This is a genomic window from Neptuniibacter marinus, from assembly GCF_001597725.1.
Classification (GTDB): domain Bacteria; phylum Pseudomonadota; class Gammaproteobacteria; order Pseudomonadales; family Balneatricaceae; genus Neptuniibacter; species Neptuniibacter marinus.
Map to the genome: position 1 here is coordinate 126,935 of NZ_LUTR01000002.1, position 24,590 is coordinate 151,524.

Annotated in this window: 21 protein-coding genes; 10 read left to right on the forward strand and 11 right to left on the reverse strand. The window is 42.3% G+C overall.

Translation table 11 applies throughout. From position 1 onward, the window contains the following. Nucleotides 1–135 precede the first annotated feature (135 nt). From A3774_RS02475 to A3774_RS02485, 3 genes are all read left to right on the forward strand, one after another. Nucleotides 136–2,313 (forward strand): malate synthase G, encoded by a 2,178-nt coding sequence (locus A3774_RS02475; RefSeq protein WP_067862697.1) that lies wholly within the window; start codon nucleotides 136–138, stop codon nucleotides 2,311–2,313. A gap of 110 nt (nucleotides 2,314–2,423) precedes the next feature. Further along, nucleotides 2,424–3,272: an NAD-dependent protein deacetylase gene (locus tag A3774_RS02480; protein ID WP_067862699.1), complete on the forward strand. Its 849-nt coding sequence runs from the start codon at nucleotides 2,424–2,426 to the stop codon at nucleotides 3,270–3,272. A gap of 64 nt (nucleotides 3,273–3,336) precedes the next feature. Beyond that, the gene (locus A3774_RS02485) at nucleotides 3,337–3,618 is read left to right on the forward strand and encodes a peptidylprolyl isomerase (RefSeq protein WP_067862701.1); all 282 of its coding nucleotides are present in this window, start codon (nucleotides 3,337–3,339) and stop codon (nucleotides 3,616–3,618) included. A gap of 14 nt (nucleotides 3,619–3,632) precedes the next feature. Here the strand turns inward: A3774_RS02485 and A3774_RS02490 are convergent, their stop codons facing one another. After that, complete coding sequence (locus tag A3774_RS02490) at nucleotides 3,633–5,069, reverse strand: sensor domain-containing diguanylate cyclase (RefSeq protein WP_067862703.1); 1,437 nt, start codon at nucleotides 5,067–5,069, stop codon at nucleotides 3,633–3,635. A gap of 176 nt (nucleotides 5,070–5,245) precedes the next feature. On the opposite strand from A3774_RS02490, the gene A3774_RS02495 reads away from it, so the two are divergent. Both A3774_RS02495 and A3774_RS02500 read left to right on the forward strand, forming a co-directional pair. Continuing rightward, on the forward strand, nucleotides 5,246–6,418 hold the full coding sequence (locus A3774_RS02495; protein WP_067862705.1) for a cytochrome-c peroxidase: 1,173 nt from the start codon (nucleotides 5,246–5,248) through the stop codon (nucleotides 6,416–6,418). A 138-nt stretch (nucleotides 6,419–6,556) separates the two neighbouring features. After that, nucleotides 6,557–6,835 carry a hypothetical protein gene (locus A3774_RS02500; RefSeq protein WP_067862707.1) on the forward strand — a complete coding sequence of 93 codons (279 nt, stop codon included), beginning with the start codon at nucleotides 6,557–6,559 and terminating at the stop codon, nucleotides 6,833–6,835. 141 nt (nucleotides 6,836–6,976) lie between these two features. Here A3774_RS02500 and ilvN read toward each other — a convergent pair whose 3' ends face one another. After that, a complete protein-coding gene (gene ilvN, locus A3774_RS02505; RefSeq protein WP_067862709.1) occupies nucleotides 6,977–7,471 on the reverse strand; it encodes an acetolactate synthase small subunit in 495 nt (164 codons plus the stop codon). Between the two features lie 2 nt (nucleotides 7,472–7,473). Next, on the reverse strand, nucleotides 7,474–9,195 hold the full coding sequence (locus tag A3774_RS02510; protein ID WP_067862711.1) for an acetolactate synthase 3 large subunit: 1,722 nt from the start codon (nucleotides 9,193–9,195) through the stop codon (nucleotides 7,474–7,476). Between the two features lie 459 nt (nucleotides 9,196–9,654). Here A3774_RS02510 and A3774_RS02515 point away from each other — a divergent pair, with 459 nt between their 5' ends. Further along, the gene (locus A3774_RS02515) at nucleotides 9,655–9,921 is read left to right on the forward strand and encodes a hypothetical protein (RefSeq protein WP_067862713.1); all 267 of its coding nucleotides are present in this window, start codon (nucleotides 9,655–9,657) and stop codon (nucleotides 9,919–9,921) included. Between the two features lie 83 nt (nucleotides 9,922–10,004). Here A3774_RS02515 and A3774_RS02520 read toward each other — a convergent pair whose 3' ends face one another. Both A3774_RS02520 and A3774_RS02525 read right to left on the reverse strand, forming a co-directional pair. After that, entirely contained in the window at nucleotides 10,005–10,781 is a 777-nt protein-coding gene (locus tag A3774_RS02520; protein WP_067862716.1) for a response regulator, read from the reverse strand. Between the two features lie 126 nt (nucleotides 10,782–10,907). Beyond that, nucleotides 10,908–11,588 carry a hypothetical protein gene (locus A3774_RS02525; protein ID WP_067862718.1) on the reverse strand — a complete coding sequence of 227 codons (681 nt, stop codon included), beginning with the start codon at nucleotides 11,586–11,588 and terminating at the stop codon, nucleotides 10,908–10,910. 424 nt (nucleotides 11,589–12,012) lie between these two features. Between A3774_RS02525 and A3774_RS02530 the strand changes: the two genes are divergently transcribed. The 4 genes from A3774_RS02530 (at nucleotide 12,013) to A3774_RS02545 (ending at nucleotide 17,953) form a co-directional block, all read left to right on the forward strand. Beyond that, nucleotides 12,013–12,897: a helix-turn-helix transcriptional regulator gene (locus A3774_RS02530; RefSeq protein WP_067862720.1), complete on the forward strand. Its 885-nt coding sequence runs from the start codon at nucleotides 12,013–12,015 to the stop codon at nucleotides 12,895–12,897. Nucleotides 12,898–13,218: 321 nt separating this feature from the next. Beyond that, nucleotides 13,219–14,463: an MFS transporter gene (locus tag A3774_RS02535; RefSeq protein WP_067862722.1), complete on the forward strand. Its 1,245-nt coding sequence runs from the start codon at nucleotides 13,219–13,221 to the stop codon at nucleotides 14,461–14,463. Between the two features lie 158 nt (nucleotides 14,464–14,621). Then, complete coding sequence (locus tag A3774_RS02540; RefSeq protein ID WP_067862723.1) at nucleotides 14,622–16,703, forward strand: TonB-dependent receptor; 2,082 nt, start codon at nucleotides 14,622–14,624, stop codon at nucleotides 16,701–16,703. 89 nt (nucleotides 16,704–16,792) lie between these two features. Then, nucleotides 16,793–17,953 carry a siderophore-interacting protein gene (locus A3774_RS02545; RefSeq protein WP_067863302.1) on the forward strand — a complete coding sequence of 387 codons (1,161 nt, stop codon included), beginning with the start codon at nucleotides 16,793–16,795 and terminating at the stop codon, nucleotides 17,951–17,953. A 130-nt stretch (nucleotides 17,954–18,083) separates the two neighbouring features. Here A3774_RS02545 and clpB read toward each other — a convergent pair whose 3' ends face one another. From clpB to A3774_RS02575, 6 genes are all read right to left on the reverse strand, one after another. Beyond that, nucleotides 18,084–20,663: an ATP-dependent chaperone ClpB gene (gene clpB, locus A3774_RS02550; protein WP_067862726.1), complete on the reverse strand. Its 2,580-nt coding sequence runs from the start codon at nucleotides 20,661–20,663 to the stop codon at nucleotides 18,084–18,086. Nucleotides 20,664–20,831: 168 nt separating this feature from the next. Beyond that, nucleotides 20,832–21,158 (reverse strand): hypothetical protein, encoded by a 327-nt coding sequence (locus tag A3774_RS02555; RefSeq protein WP_067862728.1) that lies wholly within the window; start codon nucleotides 21,156–21,158, stop codon nucleotides 20,832–20,834. Next, nucleotides 21,142–22,098, reverse strand: coding sequence for a GTP-binding protein (locus tag A3774_RS02560; RefSeq protein WP_067862730.1), 957 nt, complete (start codon nucleotides 22,096–22,098; stop codon nucleotides 21,142–21,144). Before A3774_RS02560 ends, A3774_RS02555 begins: the two co-directional genes overlap by 17 nt. Nucleotides 22,099–22,299: 201 nt before the next feature. Then, on the reverse strand, nucleotides 22,300–22,650 hold the full coding sequence (locus A3774_RS02565; protein WP_067862732.1) for a hypothetical protein: 351 nt from the start codon (nucleotides 22,648–22,650) through the stop codon (nucleotides 22,300–22,302). Then, nucleotides 22,647–23,609 carry a GTP-binding protein gene (locus A3774_RS02570; protein ID WP_067862734.1) on the reverse strand — a complete coding sequence of 321 codons (963 nt, stop codon included), beginning with the start codon at nucleotides 23,607–23,609 and terminating at the stop codon, nucleotides 22,647–22,649. Before A3774_RS02570 ends, A3774_RS02565 begins: the two co-directional genes overlap by 4 nt. A 316-nt stretch (nucleotides 23,610–23,925) precedes the next feature. Further along, entirely contained in the window at nucleotides 23,926–24,552 is a 627-nt protein-coding gene (locus tag A3774_RS02575) for a M15 family metallopeptidase (protein WP_067862736.1), read from the reverse strand. Nucleotides 24,553–24,590: the final 38 nt, after the last annotated feature.

Consider the following 24,590-nt stretch of genomic DNA (forward strand, 5'->3'; position numbering starts at 1 on the left):
AGGCGACTTTTTTTCTTCTTTAAGCTACTGTTGCATTGCACAATGACAACTGCAATCAAAAGCAGTTTCTACTCCACTCAGTTCACGGTTGCCTCGCACCTGGACTGTCGGAACATATAACTGGGGCAAGTAATTATGAGTCAAAGGGTACAGAGCGGCGGCCTTCAAGTTGCAGAGTCTCTATATAATTTCGTAAACAATGAAGCACTGCCAGGCACTGGCGTAACTAGCGAACAGTTTTGGGCTGGTTTTGATGCCCTTGTTCACGATTTAGCACCTAAAAATCGCGATCTTCTCGCTAAACGTGATGCAATCCAAGAGCAGATCGACGCATGGCATCGCGAACGCCAAGGTCAAGCTTTCAATCTAGAAGCCTATAAAGGCTTCTTATCTGAGATCGGCTATCTATTGCCTGAAGGTGAAGATTTCACCGCGACAACAGAAAACGTTGACCCTGAAATGGCAACGATGGCTGGCCCTCAGCTTGTTGTTCCTGTCATGAATGCGCGTTTTGCATTGAATGCAGCAAATGCCCGTTGGGGAAGTCTTTACGACGCTCTCTACGGTACTGATGCTGTTTCAGAAGAGAATGGAGCCGAGAGAACTGCCGGTTACAACCCAGCACGTGGCGCAAAAGTTATCGCCGCTGCTCGCGATTTTCTTGATCAGGCAGTACCTTTAGCCACAGGCTCTCACAAAGATTCAGCCGGTTACACTATTGTTGATGGGCAGCTAGTTGTTGCTATGACTAATGGCGACACAACAACACTAGCAGATACCCAAAAACTTATCGGCTATACAGGCGAGACATCTGCACCACTGTCTATTCTGTTTGAAAATAACGGTCTACATTTTGAAGTTCAGATCGACCGTGACAGCCAAACAGGCAAAGAAGATGCCGCTGGCATTAAAGATATCATCATGGAAGCAGCCCTGACTGCTATCATGGATTGCGAAGACTCTGTTGCTGCTGTTGATGGCGATGACAAAGTTGTTATCTATCGCAATTGGTTAGGTCTAATGAAAGGCGATCTTACTGAAGAAGTAAGTAAAGGGGGCAAAACCTTTACTCGCCGCATTAATGCAGACCGTGAATTTACTGCACTAGATGGTTCCGAAATCGCCCTTAAAGGTCGTAGTTTAATGTTCGTTCGTAACGTAGGTCATCTAATGACTAACGAAGCGATCTTGGACAAAGACGGTAATGAAATCCCTGAAGGGATTATGGATGGTGTTATTACAACACTTATCTCCATCCACGATATGAAAGGCACTGGTAAGTTTAGTAACACAACAACGGGCTCCACCTACATCGTAAAACCTAAGATGCATGGTCCTGAAGAAGTTGCTTTTGCTAACGAACTATTTGCTCGTATCGAAGATATGCTTGGCCTTGCACGCTTCACAATGAAGATGGGCATCATGGATGAAGAGCGTCGCACAACTGTCAACCTAAAAGAGTGTATCCGCGCAGCAAAAGAGCGCGTGGTATTCATCAACACAGGTTTCCTTGACCGTACCGGTGATGAGATACATACATCCATGGAAGCTGGCCCAATGATCCGTAAAGGAGACATGAAAGCCGCCTCTTGGATTGGTGCTTACGAAGATTGGAACGTTGATAACGGCTTGCTTTGTGGTCTACAAGGTCGTGCACAGATCGGTAAAGGTATGTGGCCAATTCCTGATCAAATGGCAAACATGCTGAAAGCTAAGATCGGTCATCCTATGTCGGGCGCGAATACCGCATGGGTACCTTCACCAACCGCTGCTGTTCTTCATGCAACCCATTACCATCAGGTAGATGTTTTTGCCCGTCAGGATGAACTAAAATCACGTCCTCGTGCAAATTTAGACGACATTCTAACGATCCCAGTTGAAGCTAACCCAAGCTGGTCTGCTGAAGAGATTCAACAGGAACTGGATAACAACGCACAAGGTATCTTAGGCTACGTTGTTCGCTGGATCGATCAAGGTGTAGGTTGTTCAAAAGTACCAGACATCAACGATGTTGGCTTAATGGAAGATCGTGCAACACTGCGTATCTCTAGCCAGCATATTGCTAACTGGTTACGTCATGGTATCTGCTCTGAAGAGCAAGTAATGGAAACCATGAAACGCATGGCTGCCGTTGTTGATCGCCAGAACGAAAACGATCCACTATACCGCCCTATGGCTGCTAATTTTGACGACAGCATTGCTTTTGCCGCTGCCTGCGAACTTGTGATCGAAGGCTGCAAGCAACCAAACGGTTATACAGAACCGGTTCTGCACCGTCGCCGCATCGAAGCCAAAGCAAAATTTGGTGCATAATTAGTTTTACTCATAGCGACTGAATGACACATAAAACCGCGCTCTCTAAACCAAGAGCGCGGTTTTTTCGTATAAGGTAGACTACAGATACCGTTTACGAGTCAATTTTGATGAATATCTCAACCTACGCAGAGCAGCTCGCCGAGTTTATTAACCAGCACCCACGCTTAGTCGTACTGACGGGCGCAGGTGTAAGCACGGACTCGGGAATCCCCGCCTACAGAGATAAACAGGGTAACTGGCAGCACTCAGCTCCCGTACAACACCAGGAGTTTATGAACAGCCATTATGCCCGTCAGCGTTATTGGGCACGGAGTTTACTCGGCTGGCCAATGATTCGCGATGCACAACCCAGTCCCGCCCACTTAGCCCTATCTAAGCTAGAGAAAATGGGCCATATCCATTTGCTGATTACACAAAATGTCGACCGCTTACACCAAAAAGCAGGAAGCCATCAGGTTATCGACCTGCATGGGCGTTCCGACAAAGTAAAGTGTATGCAATGTTCGCAGCGCTACAATCGAACCTATATCCATGAAATCAGCGCGCAGGAAAACCCTCAATTTGAGATATTTGAGGCAACAGCAAAACCTGATGGCGATGCCGACTTAGAAACCGATCAGTTTAAACACTTTAAAGTGCCTGACTGCGCTCAATGTGGGGGCATTTTAAAACCTGACGTTGTTTACTTTGGCGATAATGTACCTAAAGAAACAGTCTTTAGCGCACTGGATGCACTGGAACAAGCTGATGCTTTGCTCACTATTGGAAGCTCACTCATGGTTTATTCTGGTTTCAGGTTCTGCAAAAAAGCCGCAGAATGGAACAAACCTATCGCCGCACTTAATCTAGGCATTACTCGCGCCGACCCGTTACTCAACTTGAAAATTAACGCCCCTATTAGCGAAACACTCACCGCAACACTATCAGTACTGCGAGCGCAGTCTTCACGTTCATAGAATCCTTCTGCAATTAACAGCCTTTTGCAGTAAAATAAAAAGATACATTTTAAGGGGTAGAGTCATGGCTAATCGCGCCTGCGCACGGCATATATTGGTAAAAACACAAGATCAAGCGGAAGCAATAAAAAAGCAATTAAAGCGAGGGGCTGATTTTGGGAAATTAGCTAAAAAGCACTCTTTTTGCCCTTCCGCCAAACGTTTTGGTGATCTTGGCGAATTCCGTCGCGGCCAGATGGTGAAACCTTTTGATGATGTGGTCTTCAAAAAGCCGCTGCATATTGTTCATGGGCCGATAAAAACTAAATTTGGCTGGCATCTAATCGAAACAATTTATCGTAAATAGCCTATCCCAACCAACTACTCAGCCAAACGTACGCAATTTCGACCATCCTGCTTTGCCTTATACAGGGCCGTATCAGCAGCTAATACATGAGCATCTAAGTCAAATAGACCTTGTTGCTCAGCAATACCAATACTTAATGTTACTTCCTGCTGGCACAACCTAAAGATTAACTGATGGCTCTCAAGTTTAGCGCGAATACGCTCAGCAATATGCGCCGCTTGCTGTAGATCCGTTTCGGGTAGTAAAAGAATAAACTCTTCACCTCCCCAACGCCCTATACAATCGGAAGGCCTTTGGTTGTCACGCAGTAATTCAGCAATGAGCAGTAAAACCTGATCCCCTAAAGCATGCCCTCCCCTATCATTAATGGCTTTAAAATGGTCAATATCGATCATCAACAAAGAAAGCGGCTTGCCATTACGTAGGTGAATACTTTTAATTCGCTCATAACGCTCGGCCAAAGCTCGTCTATTTAACAGACCTGTTAATGGATCTTGCCAAGCAACACTCTCCAACTCCCGCTGATAATGATTGATCGCTTTTAAGAGCAGTGCGAGAACAACACCCGTCACAATAAAACAGACAAATAAGGTAATGAACAAGGGAGGAAAAAGTGCGTCATCAACCTGTCCCTCTTCCGCTTCCACACAGAGAATTAGATCTAACTCCTCTATATGACGAGTATTTAGAAGATAGGTCTTCCCATCTTTTTTATAGGAGAAACGTCCTTCAGGCTGAGACAAAACCTGCTCCACAACAGATTTAACACCCACCTTTTGATAAAGACTTTTCGCCGCCTCCCCTGAGCGCTCCTGTAATAGGAGATTCCCCCCCGGTGTTACAAGAAAAACGTTATTTCCATAACGAGCACGATAGTCAGAAAAAACCTGAGTGATGCTCGCTAAATTGAGTCCTAGCCCAGTAGCACCGAGGAAGGTACCATCAGAGGTACGAATCTTAAAATTGATAAATATAGTTAATTCATCCCCGTTCGCTAAATCAGGGTCTAGATTTAATTCACTATCGCCAGGTAGTTGGCGCAGATGGAAATACCAATCATCTCGAGAATTATTCTCCGAAACCTGTTTAAGGAGCCCACCAGCATAATAATAATTACGGGTTAAATCGGATACCATAAAAGCAGTAAAAGCACCGTACTTTTGTTTAATCTCATTTAAATAACGAGTAATAGCCGCAACATCTTTTTCACCACCTAAAATCCAATCTTCTAGAAAAGTATCATTCCCCATAAACGAGGAAACGGTTCTCGGCTTAATTAAATCCCGCTGTACTTCAGCATAAATATTATCGCTTGTTAACGGCATCTCATGCTCAACTAGCGAATTTAAGGCCGCTTGCCGAGAAAGATAAAAACTGACGCTAGCCGTCAACATGAACCCGACAATAATAAGCAGACTAACAACCACAAGCATACGCTGTTTAAACTTCACGAACTTCCACCTAACCCTTTAAGCCCATTTCAGCTTTGTTAAAAAATACCAAGATAAACACCGTATTGATGTTCTGAATCTATAATATTTGATGGGTATCAATATAATAAAATCTCAAAAAAAGGTATTATTGATAACGGTTATCAATTACATTCATATTATCGAATATATTTCACATGCATATACACACTCGCCACAATACCTTGCTTTTCTTGCTATTACTGCTTGCAACATACAGTAATGCCAATAATACAGATGATACCCGACATACCCCAATTAAAGAACAGCTAGGGCAGCAGTTGTTTTTTGACCCCAATCTATCTTTTAACCGCACTCAATCTTGTGCAACTTGCCACGCTCCTGACCGAGCCTTTACAGACCCTAGAGACAATGGCGTTCAAGGTGCTTACTCACTAGGTGATGATGGTCATTCACTCGGTGATCGCAACGCCCCTACAGCCGCCTACGCAATGTTTAGCCCAGATTTCACATTCAATAAGGAAGGAAAATATATTGGTGGACAGTTCCATGATGGCCGCGAAAACAACTTAGCAGGCCAAGCGGGAGGACCACCTACGAATCCTATAGAGATGGGCATGCCCAACAAAAGAGTAATAGCTAAACGTTTGCAGGAAAATCCGTTTTATCTCTCTGCATTTAAATCACTTTATGGCGATAATATTTTCACCAATGCGGAAAACAGTTATGCAGCGATGGCCGACAGCATCGCCCATTTCGAGCGTACTGAATTATTCGCACCATTTGATTCAAAATATGACCGCTATTTAAAAGGCGAATATAAGATGACAGAGCAGGAAGAATTAGGCCGCACGCTATTTTTCTCCCAACAATTCACCAACTGCAATCTATGCCATCAGCTGAATAAATCTCAACGTCACCCGCAAGAGACATTCACTAACTACGAATATCATAATATTGGCATTCCAACCAATATTGAGGGACGCAAGAAAAATGGTGTTCCTATTGATACAGCAGATACAGGCTTACTCAATCATCCACAGGTTGATGATCCTAAACAAGCAGGTAAATTTAAAGTCCCGACACTGCGTAATATCGCGGTAACAGCCCCTTATATGCACAACGGTGTTTTTCAAAATTTACGCACTGTTGTTCTGTTTTACGATAAATACAACAGCCGCAGTAGTAAACGCCAAATCAATCCCGAAACAGGGCAGGTTTGGGCTACACCTGAAGTACCGCAAAACTTATCAATTAAAGAGTTAGAAACAGGGCCAGCACTTGATGATCAACGCGTAGATGCGCTAGTAGCATTTATGAAAACACTCACAGATAAACGTTATGAGCATCTGTTAAATAATAACGAATAACGCCCCAAATCTTTGCACAACTTACCCATAGGCTGTTTTATTAATATTTTTCTAAAACAGCCAATAATTATCAGCTACTGTTCAGCTTTCTAACAATAGAATACGAGTCATATTTTGCTCTGACTGTTGTAGAAAACGATGCCAAAACTCATTAAAGATTTTCGTAACTATCAATTTGTTTATTATTGGTATGATAAAAGTGCGGGTAGAACTAGCCCCTACTTCCCTACGCTGAACCATGCAGAAGACTGGTTTGTGCAACAACAGCGCGTCAATTATTCAGGTCCTGAGCGCCGCAAACCTGCCTGTGATAAACATCACACGATACGAAGACGCGCTGCCGATACAACAATTAAAGTTGATTTAGATATATCTCGCGAGAAAATATCCGAGCTTAAACAACTCCTCATTGCCTAACATTCGGTCAGTTACCAGCCTCCTCTCCAATAATAAATAAAGATCTCTAGACTAAAAGCGCTACTAAAACACATCGTTGCGGCATAAAAAAAGCGGCATCCCGTTACCAGAATGCCGCTTGATTCTAACCTTTGTCTGAATTTATACGCTCAGAACTTTCTCACCACGGGCAATACCCGATACACCAGAACGTACGACTTCCATAATATTGGACGTCCCTAAAGCTTCGATAAAAGCATCCAGCTTACTACTTGCTCCCACCAGCTGTACGGTAAAGGTATTTGGCGTCACATCGATAATAGTGCCACGGAAGATGTCTGTCGTACGCTTAATCTCAGCGCGAACAGTACCATTGTTAGCCTTCATCTTAATCATCATCAACTCACGTTCAAGATGATCACCTTCAGTCAGGTCAACAACCTTTACTATATCGATCAGCTTATTTAGCTGTTTAGTGATCTGCTCAACCACACGATCATCGCCAATCGTTGTTACCGTCAAACGAGACAATGTTTCATCTTCGGTCGGCGCAACGGTTAACGACTCAATATTGAAGTTGCGCTGAGAGAACAATCCAACTACACGGGATAATGCACCCGGTTCGTTTTCCATCAATACAGAAATAATATGACGCATGATTATGTTCTCTCCGTTTTGCTTAGCCACATGTCACGCATAGAACCACGCGGTACCTGCATAGGGTAAACGTGCTCAAACGGATCTACTGCGATATCCATGAATACCATACGATCTTTCATAGCGAATGCTTCACGCATAGCGCCTTCAAGATCCTCATAACGCTCAACCTTAATGCCTACGTGACCGTAAGATTCAACCAGTTTGACGAAATCAGGTAACGACTGCATATAAGATTGCGAGTGACGAGACTCATAATTCATATCCTGCCACTGACGCACCATGCCTAATGACTGGTTATTCAAGCAGATAACCTTAACTGGAATACCATATTGGCTAATGGTAGATAGTTCCTGAATATTCATCTGGATACTACCTTCACCCGTTACGCACACAACTTCCTCTTCAGGGAAATTAAGCTTAACGCCCATTGCAGCAGGTAAACCAAAGCCCATAGTTCCTAAACCACCGGAGTTAATCCAACGGTTAGGTTTATTAAACTTATAATACTGAGCAGCAAACATTTGATGCTGACCTACATCAGAACAAACATAAGCATCACCATTAGTGACTTTGCTTAGCATTTCGATAACCTGCTGAGGCTTCATCTGCTTGGAGTCATCTGTTTTATAACGACCGCCATGACGACCACGCCACTCTTCAATCTGCTCCCACCACGTTTTCAGGCTTTCAGCAGATGGCTTAGTCTTCGCCGCTTGCAGTTGCTCTAACATCTCTTTTAAGACCGCTTGGGCAGGCCCTACGATTGGCACATCAGCTTTGATCGTTTTCGAGATCGATGCAGGGTCAATATCAATATGTACAATTTTTGCTGTCGGGCAGAACTTATCAGTACCATTAGTTACACGGTCATCAAAGCGCGCGCCTACTGCTAAAATCATGTCGCTGTGATGCATTGCCATATTAGCTTCATAGCTACCATGCATACCCAACATACCAATAAACTGAGGGTCCGTGCCTGGGAAACCACCTAAGCCCATCAGTGTATTTGTAACCGGACAACCTAACTCTTTAGCGAGTGCGATCAGTTCATCACTCGCATCACCCATAATGACACCGCCACCAGAATAAATAACGGGGCGTTTAGCCGCCAGTAACATATCCACAGCTTTTTTAATTTGGCCGCTATGTCCTTTAGAGATAGGATTGTAAGAACGCATTTTCACGCTCTTAGGATATTCATACTCATAACGATCTGTGGGTGTTGTCATGTCTTTAGGGATATCGACAACAACAGGGCCTGGACGGCCACTCTCAGCAATATGAAATGCTTTCTTAATAATCTCTGGGATATCTTCCGGACGTTGAACACTGAAGCTGTGTTTCACGATAGGACGAGAGACACCGATCATATCGGTTTCTTGGAAAGCATCTTCACCGATCAGGTGTGACATAACCTGACCTGTAATAACAATCATTGGGATTGAGTCCATATAAGCGGTCGCAATACCGGTTACGGCATTGGTCGCCCCTGGACCTGAAGTTACAAGTGCAACGCCCGCTTTACCGGTTGCACGTGCATACGCATCTGCCATATGAGTGGCAGCTTGCTCATGGCGGACCAAAATGTGTTCGACGTCATCCTGAGTAAAGATTGCATCGTAAATGTGCAGTAATGCACCGCCAGGATATCCGTAGATAAATTTAACGCCTTCATCACGAAGTGCGCGAACAACCATTTCTGCGCCTGAAAGTAATTCCACTTTATTCACCCTCTAACGACGTCAGTGTCTCGTTACTGACGAAATTAACAGTTTTTGTTTCTGTAACGTTGAACGTGCCTGTACCAGACAATATTTTTTGACTCTCTAGCGATCTCACTCTGAACCATTCCAGGGGTAGAGCTGAAGGTTCACGTTCGGGTGTGTGCCGGTGTTAGGGATCTCCCAACCGACAGACCTTTGAGAAACGGCTCACAGAAAGCTGTCTCCCTGAGTTTCGGGGTTACCTACACACTCAAGGTCTCAAAATTCGAGGCGGTAATTGTAGCCCATACAGGTTGATTTTTTCAACCCAAAGGAATGAAAACTGAAGCACTGTGCTTGTTTGTAGTAATCTACTACCCAGATTAGCAAGATCGCGTTATAGTTTTGCTATATAAAACTCAGAGGCGGAGCGCTAAAATCCAATTCGCTCCAACTATACGTGTACAGGAGATCCCTATGAGTATTGCTGAGATTAAAAATAAAGAACGCGTTATTAATGAACTGATGTCGTTCATACGAAAAGTACTTGTTGAACCAGAAATTTGTGAAACAGCTCTAAAAATAGCTCGAGAGCACCTAAATGATGAAAATGCCGCCACAGTTATTGCTGATGAACTATCATCTACTACCAATATTAAAATACCTGTAGAGCACAGCGAGGCCGATCGCCTTTTTCTTGAGGTGTTAATCGACGTGATTAAAGATGAGAAAGCATTATATTAGAGAACAGCGGCGCCTCTTAATTGATAGGAAGGCTGCTTAATTGCAGCCTTTACTACGCCAGAACCCCCTCAGCATTAATCCGACTATTTAGTCAAACTCGCAATATAATGCGTTAATACTTCTAGTTTTTCGGGATCATTATCAACAAACTGAATATCAACACTAATAAAGTTTGCCTGTGTGCTTTTTTCGTTTGCCTGTAAACCTGAGATAAAACCATTCATCTGAGCAACACTATTACCATTCACCTGCTCAATATCAACAACTGACTGCTCAAGAAGCAGAGGAATTCCATCCTCCCGCTTGACCACGACTTGCACTGATTGCAATGTCACCTCTTTAATAGCACAACGCAACACACCAGAAGCAACACGTAGCTGAGCTAAGCCTTTAGGTTTTTTCGCCGTCTTTGCTATGGCAGCGGTTTTTCCTGCCGCTAACATTTGAGCTGCCTTTCGACGTGATTCTGCGCTAGTAGTAAAACGCTTACCGATGTATTTCTTAACTTTCTCAACTAACTGCTTATCTTCGAAAGGCTTACCCATATAGTCGTTAACACCAGCTTGAATCGCCTTAAGCACATAATCTCGTTCCCCACGGCTGGTAATCATGATGAACGGTATATCCACATAATTAGCTTGCTGGCGAGCCCATTGCAAAAGATCCAAGCCAGACATACCCGGCATCTCCCAATCACAAAGAATAAGATCGTAATTTTCATTATTCATCTGCTTGCGTCCAGCTTCACCATCGTCAGCAGAATCAATCTGATATTCAGGGAAGTGCTCTTTTACAATCCGTGACACGTGATCACGAATAAAGCGAGCATCATCAACAATCAATACTTTAATTTGACTCATTCTTCCCCTCTACAACATCAACCCATTAACTAATGGCTGAACCATTCACTAGAAACGACCTTTTAGCTTATCAGGTATAACAAACACATTGTTTTCCGTCCAGTTAGGCTGCTTAAAAACAGAAAATCAACGCCCTATGGTCGGCACAAGTAATTGAGGGAATTGATATTTAAGTGCTAGGGCAATCTGCTGTAGTTGACCTCGCGAACGAAAAACCAAAACCGTATCTTTTTCATCAACATAGGGGCCAAGTAGACCCGGCAAGCCTGAGCCTACTTTATAAATACTCTTATTGGTCAATCCAGTACATTCAAAAAAACCGGGGGATTCATTAAATATCCACTGTCCCTGTGTAAACACAGGCAAGCCTTTCGCTTGAGTCGCTAAGCAAAGCTTCGTCTGCTTTAACACTAATGCATAAACGGTCCCAAGAGGGCTATTCTCAATAATAAATCCATTAGCAATAGGTGAGCGACCCACACTCGTTGTTATATAGCCCCATTCTCCACCAGCCTTATTTGTATATGCATAAACCGTTTTCTGTGGGTCATTAGCACTAATTTCATCACTATAGCGGTAGTAATTAACCAGTAACTGGGGATTACTCAAATGATAGAAAGGTTCTTGATTAAAATTGGATAAAAGAGGCAATAGGTAATCAGCATAAGGTGAATAGGCATAGTGTGCGGGTAAACCGATCTCAATGGGCGTAACGGTTATAACCTTTGAAATGGGCGGAGCCTGCTCTTGCGGTTTTTGTGTTGCACATCCAGTCAGGAATAAAAAAGCTATAAACCATAATCGCATCAAAACTCTACCTTATCTCAAAGTAATAACAGACACTTAGCATAACTGATCACCGCCAATAAAAAAGCCTACCAATACAGCACAAAAAACTTTTTAAAATTTTATGCTCTACCGTAAAAGGGCCGAAAACACCCTACCTAGCCTTGTGAGTCTTGGCTAATGTGTAAGTTTTTCAAGCCACATCTAATCGTTAGCTATCCAATCAATACGTTAAGCGATAGTAATGAACAACTGTCTACACCTTCTTGAATCTTGATTAATCAAAATGCAACCGCACTTGCCTTAGTTAGATTAATCAGCATAAGCGGAACATTACTCAAAACCGTTAGTGATAATGATAACTATTCTTAATTGTATATTTTTGTTACTATGTCCCCTAACTTACTTTTATTTAAAGCTTTACACCTATTTAGGAGGTATCCTCGTGTCACAACACTCTCTTGAGAATGTTACTACATTCGAGCATTTTAACCTCGGTTTAGATGCTCAAAGCTCTGTTCGACTCGTTAATCATCGGTTTGCTGAAGATACAGTAGTTGAACATATTTACCCCCCTGGCCTTTATATTTCGATGCTTGGCCAATGCCAATGTGAAACACTCAACGAAGGCATAGGCAAACAGCGTAATTATAATCATCAGTATGTGATTGCCTTAGTTGATCAATCGAGCACTAGTCGAATACACTTTGCTAACAACAGCGTTTGGCAAACATTTGCTATAATGCTACCGCCCAATAAACTTAATGAAAGTTCCATCCTGCCTAAACACCCCAGCAGTGCTTCTCTCGCAATTCCTAATATTCGCTTTGCCGAGCTAGGCCCCATTCCAGCGGATATTCTACGTTGCTGCGAAGCTGTTTGGGATTGTACATTTGAAGGCTTTGAGCGTGAGCTATTTATTAAAGCAAAAGCCCAAGAAGTATTGGCACTCTTTCTCCATAAAAGACACGAACAACATCAAGTATCCACAACCTCACGAATCACCCAGCTATCGAATGTTTTAAGCCACATCCAGACCAACTTAGCCCAAAATTGGTCACTTTCTTCCGTAGCAAATATGGCAGGAAGTAATCGCACCTACGTAAAACAAGATATCAAAGAGTTAATCGGCACCAGCTTTAGAGATTGGCTCAAAAACATAAGACTTGAAGCGGCTCGCAAGCAACTGGCGGGCAACGAATCAATTGCCCAAATTGCCCACAATGTCGGCTTCAAAAGCCAAGCCCATTTTGCCACTTTATTCAAAAGCGAAGTCGGTGTTACCCCTAGTGAGTATCGACAATCTTTATCAATGCAACGCAGTGCTTAGTAAAAAGCTAAAAGCATTGAACTTAACATACTTAGAGATTGAAGGTAGAAAGCTGTACTAAGGGGTTGAGGCTATACCTCCATTACATTTTAAACTAATAACATCACGTAAAAATTATCTATTTTCGAAAGCTCCATGTCCCTATCCGAAAGATATTAAGACTTTTCATCGATAAACTTCAAAGTTATCAATAATTGAAGACTAGTATTTTCTGGCACTGCACTGCATCGCATCGCATCGCATCGCATCGCACAAAATAAAACGTTAAAAGAAATCAAACTAGCCTTCCGCCCAAACGGAAGGCACGCAGGATAATGAGTAATGACAAACCGCTTTAAGCTAAACACCCAATACCCTTGGGGGATGCTAGCTAGCATATATATCACCCAATATATCGGCGTGGCATTTATTCTGTCAGCGGCTGTAGCTATTTTACGGCAACAAGGTGTTGCTCTAGACAAATTAGCTTTACTCAATCTTGCAGTCTTACCTTTGATGGGAAAAGTACTTTATGCCCCGTTAATTGATAAGTATCGCTTATCGTTTCAAGGCAAGTATCGTAGCTGGTTAATTATAGCTCAAACCGGTATGGCGCTATTATTGGCCGCGGCAGGTTCAATGGATTTTCAACACCAGTTTGTATGGATAATTGCAATCCTAGCACTTTATGCTTTTTGCATGAGCGTACAAGATGTTGCTATCGATGGTTTATCCTGCAAACTATTTGCCCCAGAAGCTCGTAAACTTGCTAGTAGCATTCAATTCTCAGGAAATTTATTGGGAAACATTATTGGGGGTGGCCTGATCCTGATGTTTTACCCTTGGCTTGAGTGGCAGGGTTCATTATGGCTGTTAGCTGGCCTAACCTGCATCTCATTATTACAAATAACCTTGTTTACCGAACCTGAAGATATCCCTGACAGCAAAACCTATTCAACAGAGTCTAGACATCTTTTTCGAGATATAAAACATTTCATCACAGAGCAAAAACATTGGCTTTTCATCTTGGCACTCTACCCCATCGGCTCAACCTGTGGTTTTGCCTTACTCAATCCCTTGTTAATCGACAGTGGTTGGGCACTAGGCGACGTTGGCTTTGCAGTAAAAATATTTGGCTCTGCCGTGGGCCTATGTGCAGCCTTACTCGCAACACCACTTATTACTCGATTTGGCCGTGCTCATGCTTTTATTGGGGTGCTATTTATTCAAGTCCTAGCGTTATTACTCATGATACCACTAACACTCGGATTTACCGGCAAGGTTATCGTGTACACAGCAATCACCTTACACTTTATTAGCTTCCCTGCTCTATTAGTCGTTTCCTCGACAATAATAATGGACAAAGCAGCTGAATCTTTACACAAGGCTACTTTTTTTACACTGCAGTTTAGTTTTGCCTCCCTGCTCGGCTTTATCTACTCCTCAATAAGTATGGCGATAGCAAAACATATTGGTTACAGCGCCGTCGTGATAGCCGGTATTCTTATCAGCTTTAGTATCGCCTTATTTATCAGCGTTACCCTGAAACGCGTCACCACAACGAAAGAAACCTTAAATACATATTAATATCAAATATTCACAATCACTACTCAGTAAAGCGAATAGTTTTTAAATACCTTATCCGTTTCTATAAAAGAGTGAATAGTTATACCTAACAAAATATAAGAATGAGAATTATTAGTCTTTTTAATACTATTTTATTGCACGTACAGGAAATCTAAATTATGCACCCAATTAGAAAAACGAACACCGTTCTCCCTCATAATCCTCCTACACTTTCGTTTATAGCGTTATCCATTTTGGCCATTAACAGCTTATTAACTTCTCCTATGGCAAATGCAGAAGCTGTAGTACTAGACGCCATTGTGGTGACCGGTGAAAAAATTGATAGAAATATTAAAGATACAACAACAGCGGTCACTGTTTTCTCTGAAAAAACTCTAGGAACAGGAGAGGTTAAGCAGGTCAAAGATATTGCGACAAGCGCCCCTAACGTTACTACCGATACCTTTGGTCATATAGCTATTCGCGGTATTTCTGGTGGGGGAGCTGCAACGGGGGGCGTAGCACTAATGACAGGCGCTCGTGCTCGTATCGCTACCGTGGTAGATGGCACCACCCAAGACTGGTCAGGTTACAATTTTTCACCTACTAATTTATGGGATGTCGAGCAAGTAGAGGTTCTCCGTGGTCCACAGTCTACAACGCAAGGGGCAAGTGCCATAGCTGGCGCGCTTGTCGTTAATACCAATGATCCAACATTTGAAAATGAAGCGGCTATTCGAGCGGGATTAGAAAGCTATAAAAATGGCAACCTAAAACACAATTTAGCAGTTATGTCGTCTGGGGCCTTAATTAAAGATGAGCTTGCTTACCGTATCGCAGTTGATCAAACAAAAGGGGAGGGCTGGCTGAATTACGATATATCTGGCTACAGCGGATATCTTCCTAATCTCAGCGAGTCCACAAGCCTGAACGTACGAAGTAAGTTATTGTGGGAACCCAGAGACATACCCGAATTATCAGCTAAACTGACCGTAAATTACCTTAAAAATAAGGGCGAGCATGCTAATTTCGCCAGCAATACCACCGAAGGTATCGCCACACAAACGATGACGATTGCTGACGCAGGTGGTGCCGTCTCCCGCGTACAAGACTCTAAAGAAAAAAGTGTAGCTACAGATATCGAGTACCAGGTCAGCGACAGCATTACTAACTCTTTACATATTAGCCACATAGATTCAGATATATATGCCGACGGTTACGGCTCGGCTAGTGGCACAACTACCCACAGTTATGATATTGAACAAACCACTACATCATTAGAAAACCGTATTATTTTTAATAATCAAAATACCAAGCTATCTGGTGTAATAGGACTCTTTGCTGCTTATAAAGACTCGGTCATCGATGCATCCCAAGGAGTAATTAATATTGATACAAGTTATAACACCACCACAACAGCCCTTTATGGTGAAGGTACTTATGCACTATCTCCTGAGACAAAACTAACGACGGGGTTGCGTATTGAGAATGAAGAAACCGAGAAGGTCGGTTCGTTTTTTTCGAGCACTGAAGTGGTTCAAAACACAGATTCGACCTATTACTTACCGAAACTCGCCATTACGCATGATATATCTAACACCACCACATTCGGGGCAGCCATTCGCAAAGGCTACAGCCCAAGTGGAACCTATATCAATACGACAGGTGATGTTTTTGCCTTTGATAGTGAGGAAGTGTCCTCCTTTGAACTAAGCAGCAAAAGCGATTTTGGTAAAGGCACAACATTAAGCGCCAATCTATTTTATAACGATTATTCTGACTACCAAGCTCTATCCGGTTTTAGTTTAGTCAATGTAGATTCAGCACATACAATAGGCTTTGAATTAGAAGCCTCTACATGGCTTTCCGACAACCTTGAGCTGCAGGGCTCTATTGGTTTCTTACGCAGTGAAATCGATGAGTACACATCAAACACCGCAAATAAAGGAAACCAACTTTCTGGCGCACCCGAAACGAATTTAGGTTTAGGTTTTACCCAGCACATTGGCAACAAATGGTCTTTCGGTGCCGACATAACTTATGTTGGCGAATATTATTCTGATCTGAATAACACTAATAATGATATGGCCGGTGATTATTTACTTACTAATGCACGTTTCCAATACGTAAACGGTGACTTAACTATTAACGGTTTTATTAAAAATCTAACCGATGAAAATATTTTGTATTACAGAGCAGACTCCTTAGCAGCAGTGGGTCAAGACCTATCTGTAGGTATTAGCGCGACTTACCGCATGTAATAAGGCTATTGTCTCTCAATATCTTAATGATAGAGGCAGCATTGCGCCTCTATATGACTCCTTTCCTATCGAATGAAATACCGAGACCTATGGACACCTACACGCCTATACCGGACATAGATAAAAAAATAGATATTATTGATCATGTTAATCAAGATCATACGGAAGAGCTTTTAGCAATTGCAAAAAGTCACCTATCTCAAATAAAGTCCCTACACGAGGCTACTATTGTATCAGCAAGCGTTTTAGACGTTTTTCAAGAAGGCATGGACATTATCGTTCACTTAAATACGACTCTTCAGAGCACAAAAATTTTTGTGCCTTTCGAAATTGAAGGGGAATTAGAGGATAAAATTCTCTATCAAGCCTATGCCTCTATCGTTCAACAAGGGCGTGATTTTAGCGGCGCGGGCAAACACTTTTTTAAGATCATAGATAAACAAAAAATCACCACAAACATGGTACGTTTAACCATTGAAAGTACGACCGAACTTCCTGCATATTATCCGGGTTACGCTTATGCTTTTTTGCTAAAAACGCTTAAAAAGCGCCCTCACTCGGGTACTCTAAAAGCGAATAAAAAACATTGGAGCAAAAAACTTTTCGATCATATTTTTGTCTCATTGATGAAGCACTTATCCAGTAAGAATCGTCAAAAGCTCTTACAAAGCGCGAACAAGGATGTTCGCCTTTATACGCTCCGAAAATCATGGAAAAAAGATAAAAATGCTCGTTTTCATAACCAAGGATATATAGACATCTTCACACATGGAAAAACCCCAGGCAGTCAATGGGCTAACGAACTCAGCGCTGGCGATATTATTATGAGCCGCTCTGAAGCAAAAGATAAGCACCCCCACTTATCGAATGGACAAGCCCTACTGATTGCCGATGAAACCGCTTATCCTGCAATGGCAGGTATACTTGAGCATTGGCTGAATCCATTACCACCCTACATAATTATCATTAGCGAATCCGAAGATGAACAAAGTTATTTTGAGAATAAAGACCTATTAGTTGCCGACCAAGTACATAGAGTAATATGCCCGCCGGAGATTCAATCTACCCGAATATTAGCCATAATAAGACAGATAACTGACATAGATGTCGTGTGGGCCGCTTTCGAATCAGAGTCCGCAAAAACGGTGAGACATTACCTACGAAATCAGCGACAGATAGCCGGAAAAAACAATCACACCAAAGCGTATTGGAACTTAAAATCGAAAAGAGGCACAGCCGACGACCTATAGGGTGGTAAATAAATAACAGCTCTAGACAAACCTACGCGATAACAAATAAAAGGTATAAAAATGCCCGATGCAATACATCGAGCATTTTTATAGAAGCAAGTATCAGCCTTCGTATCGAAGCTGATACAACCTATCTAAAAACAAACTCCCCTTGCTCTACATCTACAGCAATCTCTGTGCCCGGGAGATACTTACCCGCTAATATCTCCTGCGCCAGCGGATTTTCTATCCACTGCTGAATCGCTCGTTTTAACGGCCTTGCCCCATACACAGGCTCAAAGCCTACATCCACCAGCTTATCTAATGCTGTACTTGTTAATGTGAGACTTAGATCCCGCTCAGCCAAACGGTCTTGTAAACGTTGCAACTGAATAGTAGCAATACCTGCCACCTGGCTTTTTTTCAAGCTATGGAACACGACGACTTCGTCAATACGGTTAATCACTTCTGGACGGAAGTGCATACCCACTGACTCCATTACCGCGTTATGCATGAGCTGATAATCATCGTCATCACTGAAGTTTTGAATAAGGTCAGACCCTAAATTAGAGGTCATCACTACGATGGTATTGCGGAAATCGACTGTACGCCCTTGACCATCAGTTAAGCGGCCATCTTCCAATACCTGTAGAAGAATATTAAAAACATCAGGATGGGCTTTTTCGACTTCATCCAACAGTAAAACAGAGTAAGGCTTACGCCGCACTGCCTCAGTCAGGTACCCCCCTTCTTCATAACCGACATAACCGGGAGGCGCACCGATCAAACGTGCAACGGAGTGTTTTTCCATAAACTCTGACATGTCGATACGCACCATCGCATCTTCAGTATCAAATAAAAAGCTAGCTAACGCTTTGCAAAGCTCGGTTTTACCTACACCTGTTGGGCCTAAAAATAAAAATGAACCATTAGGACGATTAGGATCTGACAATCCCGCACGAGAACGGCGTACCGCATTAGAGACAGCAATCACAGCCTCATCTTGCCCGATCACACGGCTATGCAGCTCTGATTCCATACGTAATAGTTTTTCTCGCTCACCTTCCAGCATGCGATTGACTGGAATACCCGTCCAACGAGAAACCACTTCAGCGACCTCTTCCTCAGTCACTTTATTACGCAGTAGTTTAGTTTCCTGTTGCCCCTGTTCTTCTGCTTGGGCAGTAGCGGCAAGCTCCTTCTCAAGCTCTGGAATAAGACCATACTGTAGCTCAGACATCTTCTGAAGATCACCCGCACGGGTATGCTTTTCAAGTTCGATACGTGCTAAATCTAACTCCTCTTTCACTTTTTGAGAGCCTTGCAATGCTAACTTTTCGGCTTTCCAAATTTCGTCCAGATCAGAGAACTCTTTTTCGATATTGCCTATAGTTTCTTCAAGCTCTTTTAAACGCTGTTTCGCTGCAGCGTCTTTCTCTTTTTTTAGCGCCTCTCGTTCCATTTTCAACTGAATTAAACGACGCTCTAAGCGATCCATATCTTCCGGTTTAGAATCCATCTCCATACGAATACGGGAAGCGGCTTCGTCGATTAGATCTATCGCTTTGTCGGGAAGTTGGCGATCTGTGATATATCGCTGGGACAATTTAGCCGCAGCAATAATTGCAGAGTCTGTAATATCAACCGCATGATGAATCTCATACCGCTCTTTTAAACCACGCAAAATGGCAATAGTGGATTCTTCATCGGGCTCATCAACAATAACTTTCTGGAAACGACGTTCAAGAGCTGCATCTTTTTCTACATATTGACGGTATTCGTCCAGCGTTGTGGCACCCACACAATGTAGTTCACCACGAGCCAAAGCCGGTTTTAACATGTTACCGGCATCCATTGAGCCTTCGCCCTTGCCTGCGCCCACCATGGTATGTAGCTCATCGATAAACAGAATAACCTGCCCTTCCTGTTTAGATAGCTCATTCAATACAGCTTTTAGACGCTCTTCAAATTCACCTCGGAATTTCGCACCAGCAATGAGCGATCCCATATCAAGCGAGAGCACTTTTTTACGCTTAAGCCCCTCAGGAACTTCACCATTAACAATACGCTGTGCAAGCCCTTCCACAATGGCGGTTTTACCAACACCAGGCTCCCCTATAAGTACAGGGTTGTTTTTAGTACGGCGCTGTAACACCTGAATTGTTCGACGAATCTCATCATCACGTCCTATTACAGGATCGAGCTTGCCCGATTCAGCACGTTCAGTCAGATCAATACAATACTTATCTAAAGCTTGACGATTACTTTCTGCATTAGGATCTTGCACCGATTCCCCTCCACGAATTTGATTGATAACAGCTTCTAATCTGTCTTTGCTTATACCTGATTCGCGCAGCGCTTTACCTGCATCAGATTTATCATCTAGCAAAGCTAAAAGAATCAGTTCACTGGCAATATATTGATCGCCCCGTTGCTGGGCGATCTTATCTGTTTTGTTAAAGACGCGTGCAACATCTTGAGAGAAACGAATCTCACCATCAGGGTTTTGTACACTTGGTAAACGGTCGATGTACTGTGTCGTTTGATTTTTTAAGCGCTGCATATCAGCACCCGCTTGCGCCAATAGCTGCACAGAACTACCCTGCTGCTGTTCTAATAAGGCTTGTAAAATATGAACAGGTTCAATGTAGTTATGGTCTCGGCCTACAGCTAAAGATTGAGCGTCTGCCAGAGCTTCTTGCAGTTGAGATGTAAATTTATCTGGACGCATATGCCCTCCGCTGATTAATCCAATACACCTCTATCCTCGTGTTATGTAAGGCTAGGGCAATTAAATAATGAATCGTATATCAGAGATATGAGGGTGAAAGTCGTTCGCTTCAAGAGGAAAATAAACAAAAATTAGAGAACTCTTATATTAAAACAAAATGAGCCAACGCTATAATGCTAGAAAGCGCTCTTTGTTTTTACTCACAAACTGTCGAATCTGCAATGTATCGTTATCGTGTTCACTTAAAAAGATAAGTAGCGTATTAGGATCTAGCTGAAAGCCGCTAAATAAGCAGTCTCCAATTTCTAAGTGAGCTTCATCGTGACTTTCAGCGCTTTTTTCAACAGAGCGAAAGATATATGCCAATGCTTGTTTAGCAACAGAGAGCTGTTTTTTAGCTTCAGGAGGGAAGCTAGATGCCTGCACATCCCCATTTTGTAATACACAACCGTAGAGTATTAACCCTTTATCCTGCATCTCATGCCAAATAGTCATTGTCGATACTCCATTGCAGCAAATCACCTGCCTGCTGCTTCAATACAGGCAGCGATATATCCTTATCTGATTTTAAACATAAAGACTGATTTTGATCATTAAAGACCGATAAGGTGTCGACCTTAGGGCCAGCAATAACAACATTATTAACCGCACCTAAAAAACTCGCCTTTTCCGATATAGCATCAGTTAAACGATTAATATTGAGCAACAATGATTTAATAGAGGCATCATCAATATTAGAACACAGTAGATCTTGCCCTTCTCCAATATGCATAGCGCCTAAAACCCCTCGCTTATTCATCGCTGCATCTAAAAGGGTTTCTTCATATAAAGGCTTATAAAAATCAAGGGAGAAACCATTAATATCCAGTAATCGATCCCGAACCTGGTCCCAATCTATATCTCTTTCTACCGCTGAAATTAACTCCTCAATAACACCTAAAATTGCTCGAGGGTCTCTAGCATCGACAAACATAACCGTACTCATAACCCCGAGATCTTTTAACTCGCTTAAGTAACGATTGTAATCTGGGTTAGGTTCCACATCTGAATGAGTAACAGCAATAATTAATCTACGTTTACGCAGGTAATCACCAAACGCTTTCGCATAAAAACGTATATCTCGAAAAGGGTCTTTGCGCGTATTGTCTACTAAAAGGACCATCCCAATAGCATCGTGGGCAAACTCACTGGTTAGCATATCCCACATAAAACGAAATCGTTCTTGCCCTGGTGTTCCATAAAGATGAACACGCGTCTCAGTATTTAAGTCTAAAACGCCGTAATCCATAACTATCGTAGTATTTTTTTTACGCCTAACCGTTACATCACTGGCCTGAGCATCCGTATCAAGTGTTTCAATATCACTGACTGAGCGAATCGCTGTTGTCTTTCCTGAGCAAACTGACCCTGTGAATAGGATCTTATAATCCTTCATTCATGCATTCCTTATTTCAGGGGAACATTAGTAGTATCAGTGTAGCGATACTCAGCTGAACGAAAACTAAAACACCTCAAAAAATATTCAAATTTTCATCTAATAAGGTGATATTTATCGCATGCTTAACACTGGATTGATATGACGAATAAGTCGAACACCTTAGACAGGACGTAATAGATAGAATCTTTTAGCTCCTATCTAGGCGAGCATGCGCTCAACTTCAGCTTTTGCAATAAGATGCTGAACCTGCTGAATATGAGCCCTTACATCGGAGATGTTAGTTTCTTTCTCCGACAAACAAACGAGTACTCTATTTGCTTTTAACAGAAAGCCACTTAAACGTTTATCACCTATTTCTAGGTGAGCCTCGTTATGTTTGCTTTTATGCTTACCAACATTTAAAAATATATAGCTAAACGTCTGCCTTGCAACTGTCTCATAATGTCGATTTGCTTTAGTAAAAGAAGATGTGGTCACCTCTTTCCCTTCAAGAAAACAACTACTTTCAACAACATTAGGTTTATCTATTGTTCCAAGTAATTCATTCATCGCCGACTCCACTGCAAAAGATCCACAGCTTGCTGTTTAACCACATTGATACTTAAATCTTTATGGGAACACAATCCAAGTGCCTGTTCCTCTTCAACAAATACAGAGAGGGTTTCTTGCTGCGGGCCATATAAAACCAAATCATCTATATGCCCTAGAAAAGAAGCCTTAGCTTCTAATGCAGTCACTAAATTAATCATTGAACGTAGTAATTCTTTATTTTGTTTACTACTAACATTAGAGCTCAAAACTTTGCGATCAGCCCCAAGGTGAATTGCGCCTGTAATGCCTCGTGTATTCATCGCCGCTTCAAGTAATGTGACCTCTTCATTAACCCCAATTGCAGGAGAGTCGCCTTCTCCACTTGCCTGAGGCATTGTGCTATTGACGGCCAAACGTTGCTCTAGTTCAGGCCAAGCAATATCTTTTTCTCGTTGCCCCACCAACTCTTTTACTATTTTAAGTACCGAGGAAGGGTCTCGTGCATCAATAAAAATAACGGTTGTAAACAAGCCCATAGCTTTGAGCTCTTGCATATAATAATCATGGTCAGGGTCTGCTTTTTCATCGGAATGAGTGACTGCAATAATCAGGCGGCGACGAACAATAAAATCTCGGAACTCTTCCACATAAAAGCGGATATCTTTAAAAGGATCATTACGCGTATTATCCACCAACAAAACAAGCCCCTCAGCGTCATGCACTAAGTCACTCATCATTACTTCCCACATAAACTTAAAACGTTCTTGTCCCGGCGTCCCATAAAGATGCAGACGGGCGCTATCGGATAGATCAAGAACGCCATAATCCATGGCGATTGTGGTTTTTCGCTTACGGCGAATAGCAGAATCACTTACGCGGGCATCAGTATCAACCGTCTCAATATCACTCAATGAGCGAATAGCTGTGGTTTTACCTGAACACACTGAGCCTGTGAATAAAACTTTATAATCTGTCATTATTAATCCCTTATAGCTTCAAAATAACCAACATGAAGCAATAGACACTGTCACACAGAACAGATTAACTATACCTGAGCCATATCAGTGATAGCCACTTTCACAGCAATTTAGGCGGGAAGTACGTTAGAAGTAAGCTAATTCTTAGCCTAAATAAGAAAAATTGTAAGTTAATCACTTAAGGTTTTAACAGATATCAGCCTAAATAAAAAACAATTATCTAATATTACGAATATAGTAAAAAATCATCTACTCTTCCCGCAAAACATTAGGAAGCCCGATTCATATATCTCGTATTCTTTTAAATAAAACAAACTTATTCAATTATAAAGTCAAAATAAGTATCTGTATAAAGCTCACCCTGCAAGGTAAAGTGCCACCATTCATGGTGATAAGGAACAAAACCATGCTGCATCATTAACCCTTGTAGCAACATACGATTAGCTCGAGCTTGAGAAGAGATCGTCTGACTATCAATCCATGATTCAACCCCAAAGAAATCAAACTCAGTTCCCATTTCCAGCTCTTCTCCGCTAGACAGGTCAATTAATGTCAAATCAACAGTACTGCCGCGGCTATGGCTAGAGTGACGAACTAAATAACCCTTACTGAATAGCTTACTTCTATCTAAATCAGGAAAGAAACGCGCTTGAGTCACACATTCGTTTTCCTCCTCACACCACTGAATAAAATGGTTAACAGCTCGTTGAGGACGGTAAGCATCGAATACTTTAAGACCTAGCCCAAAATGAGCGAGTTCATGCTGAACGCGGAGTAACGCCTGAGCCGCTGGGTTTGTTATCAAACCGACATTTCGTTCATAACCATTGATAGGAACGCCTACAAAGTTATCCCCAGTAAAATATTTGAGATCTATTAATAGGTTCGGAATTACTGTGAGCAGGTCCACAAATGATGCAGGCTTTATAGTTACCTCAGGCAAACTTGTCTCCTAATAAAGATTCATAAGATAAAGTTAGA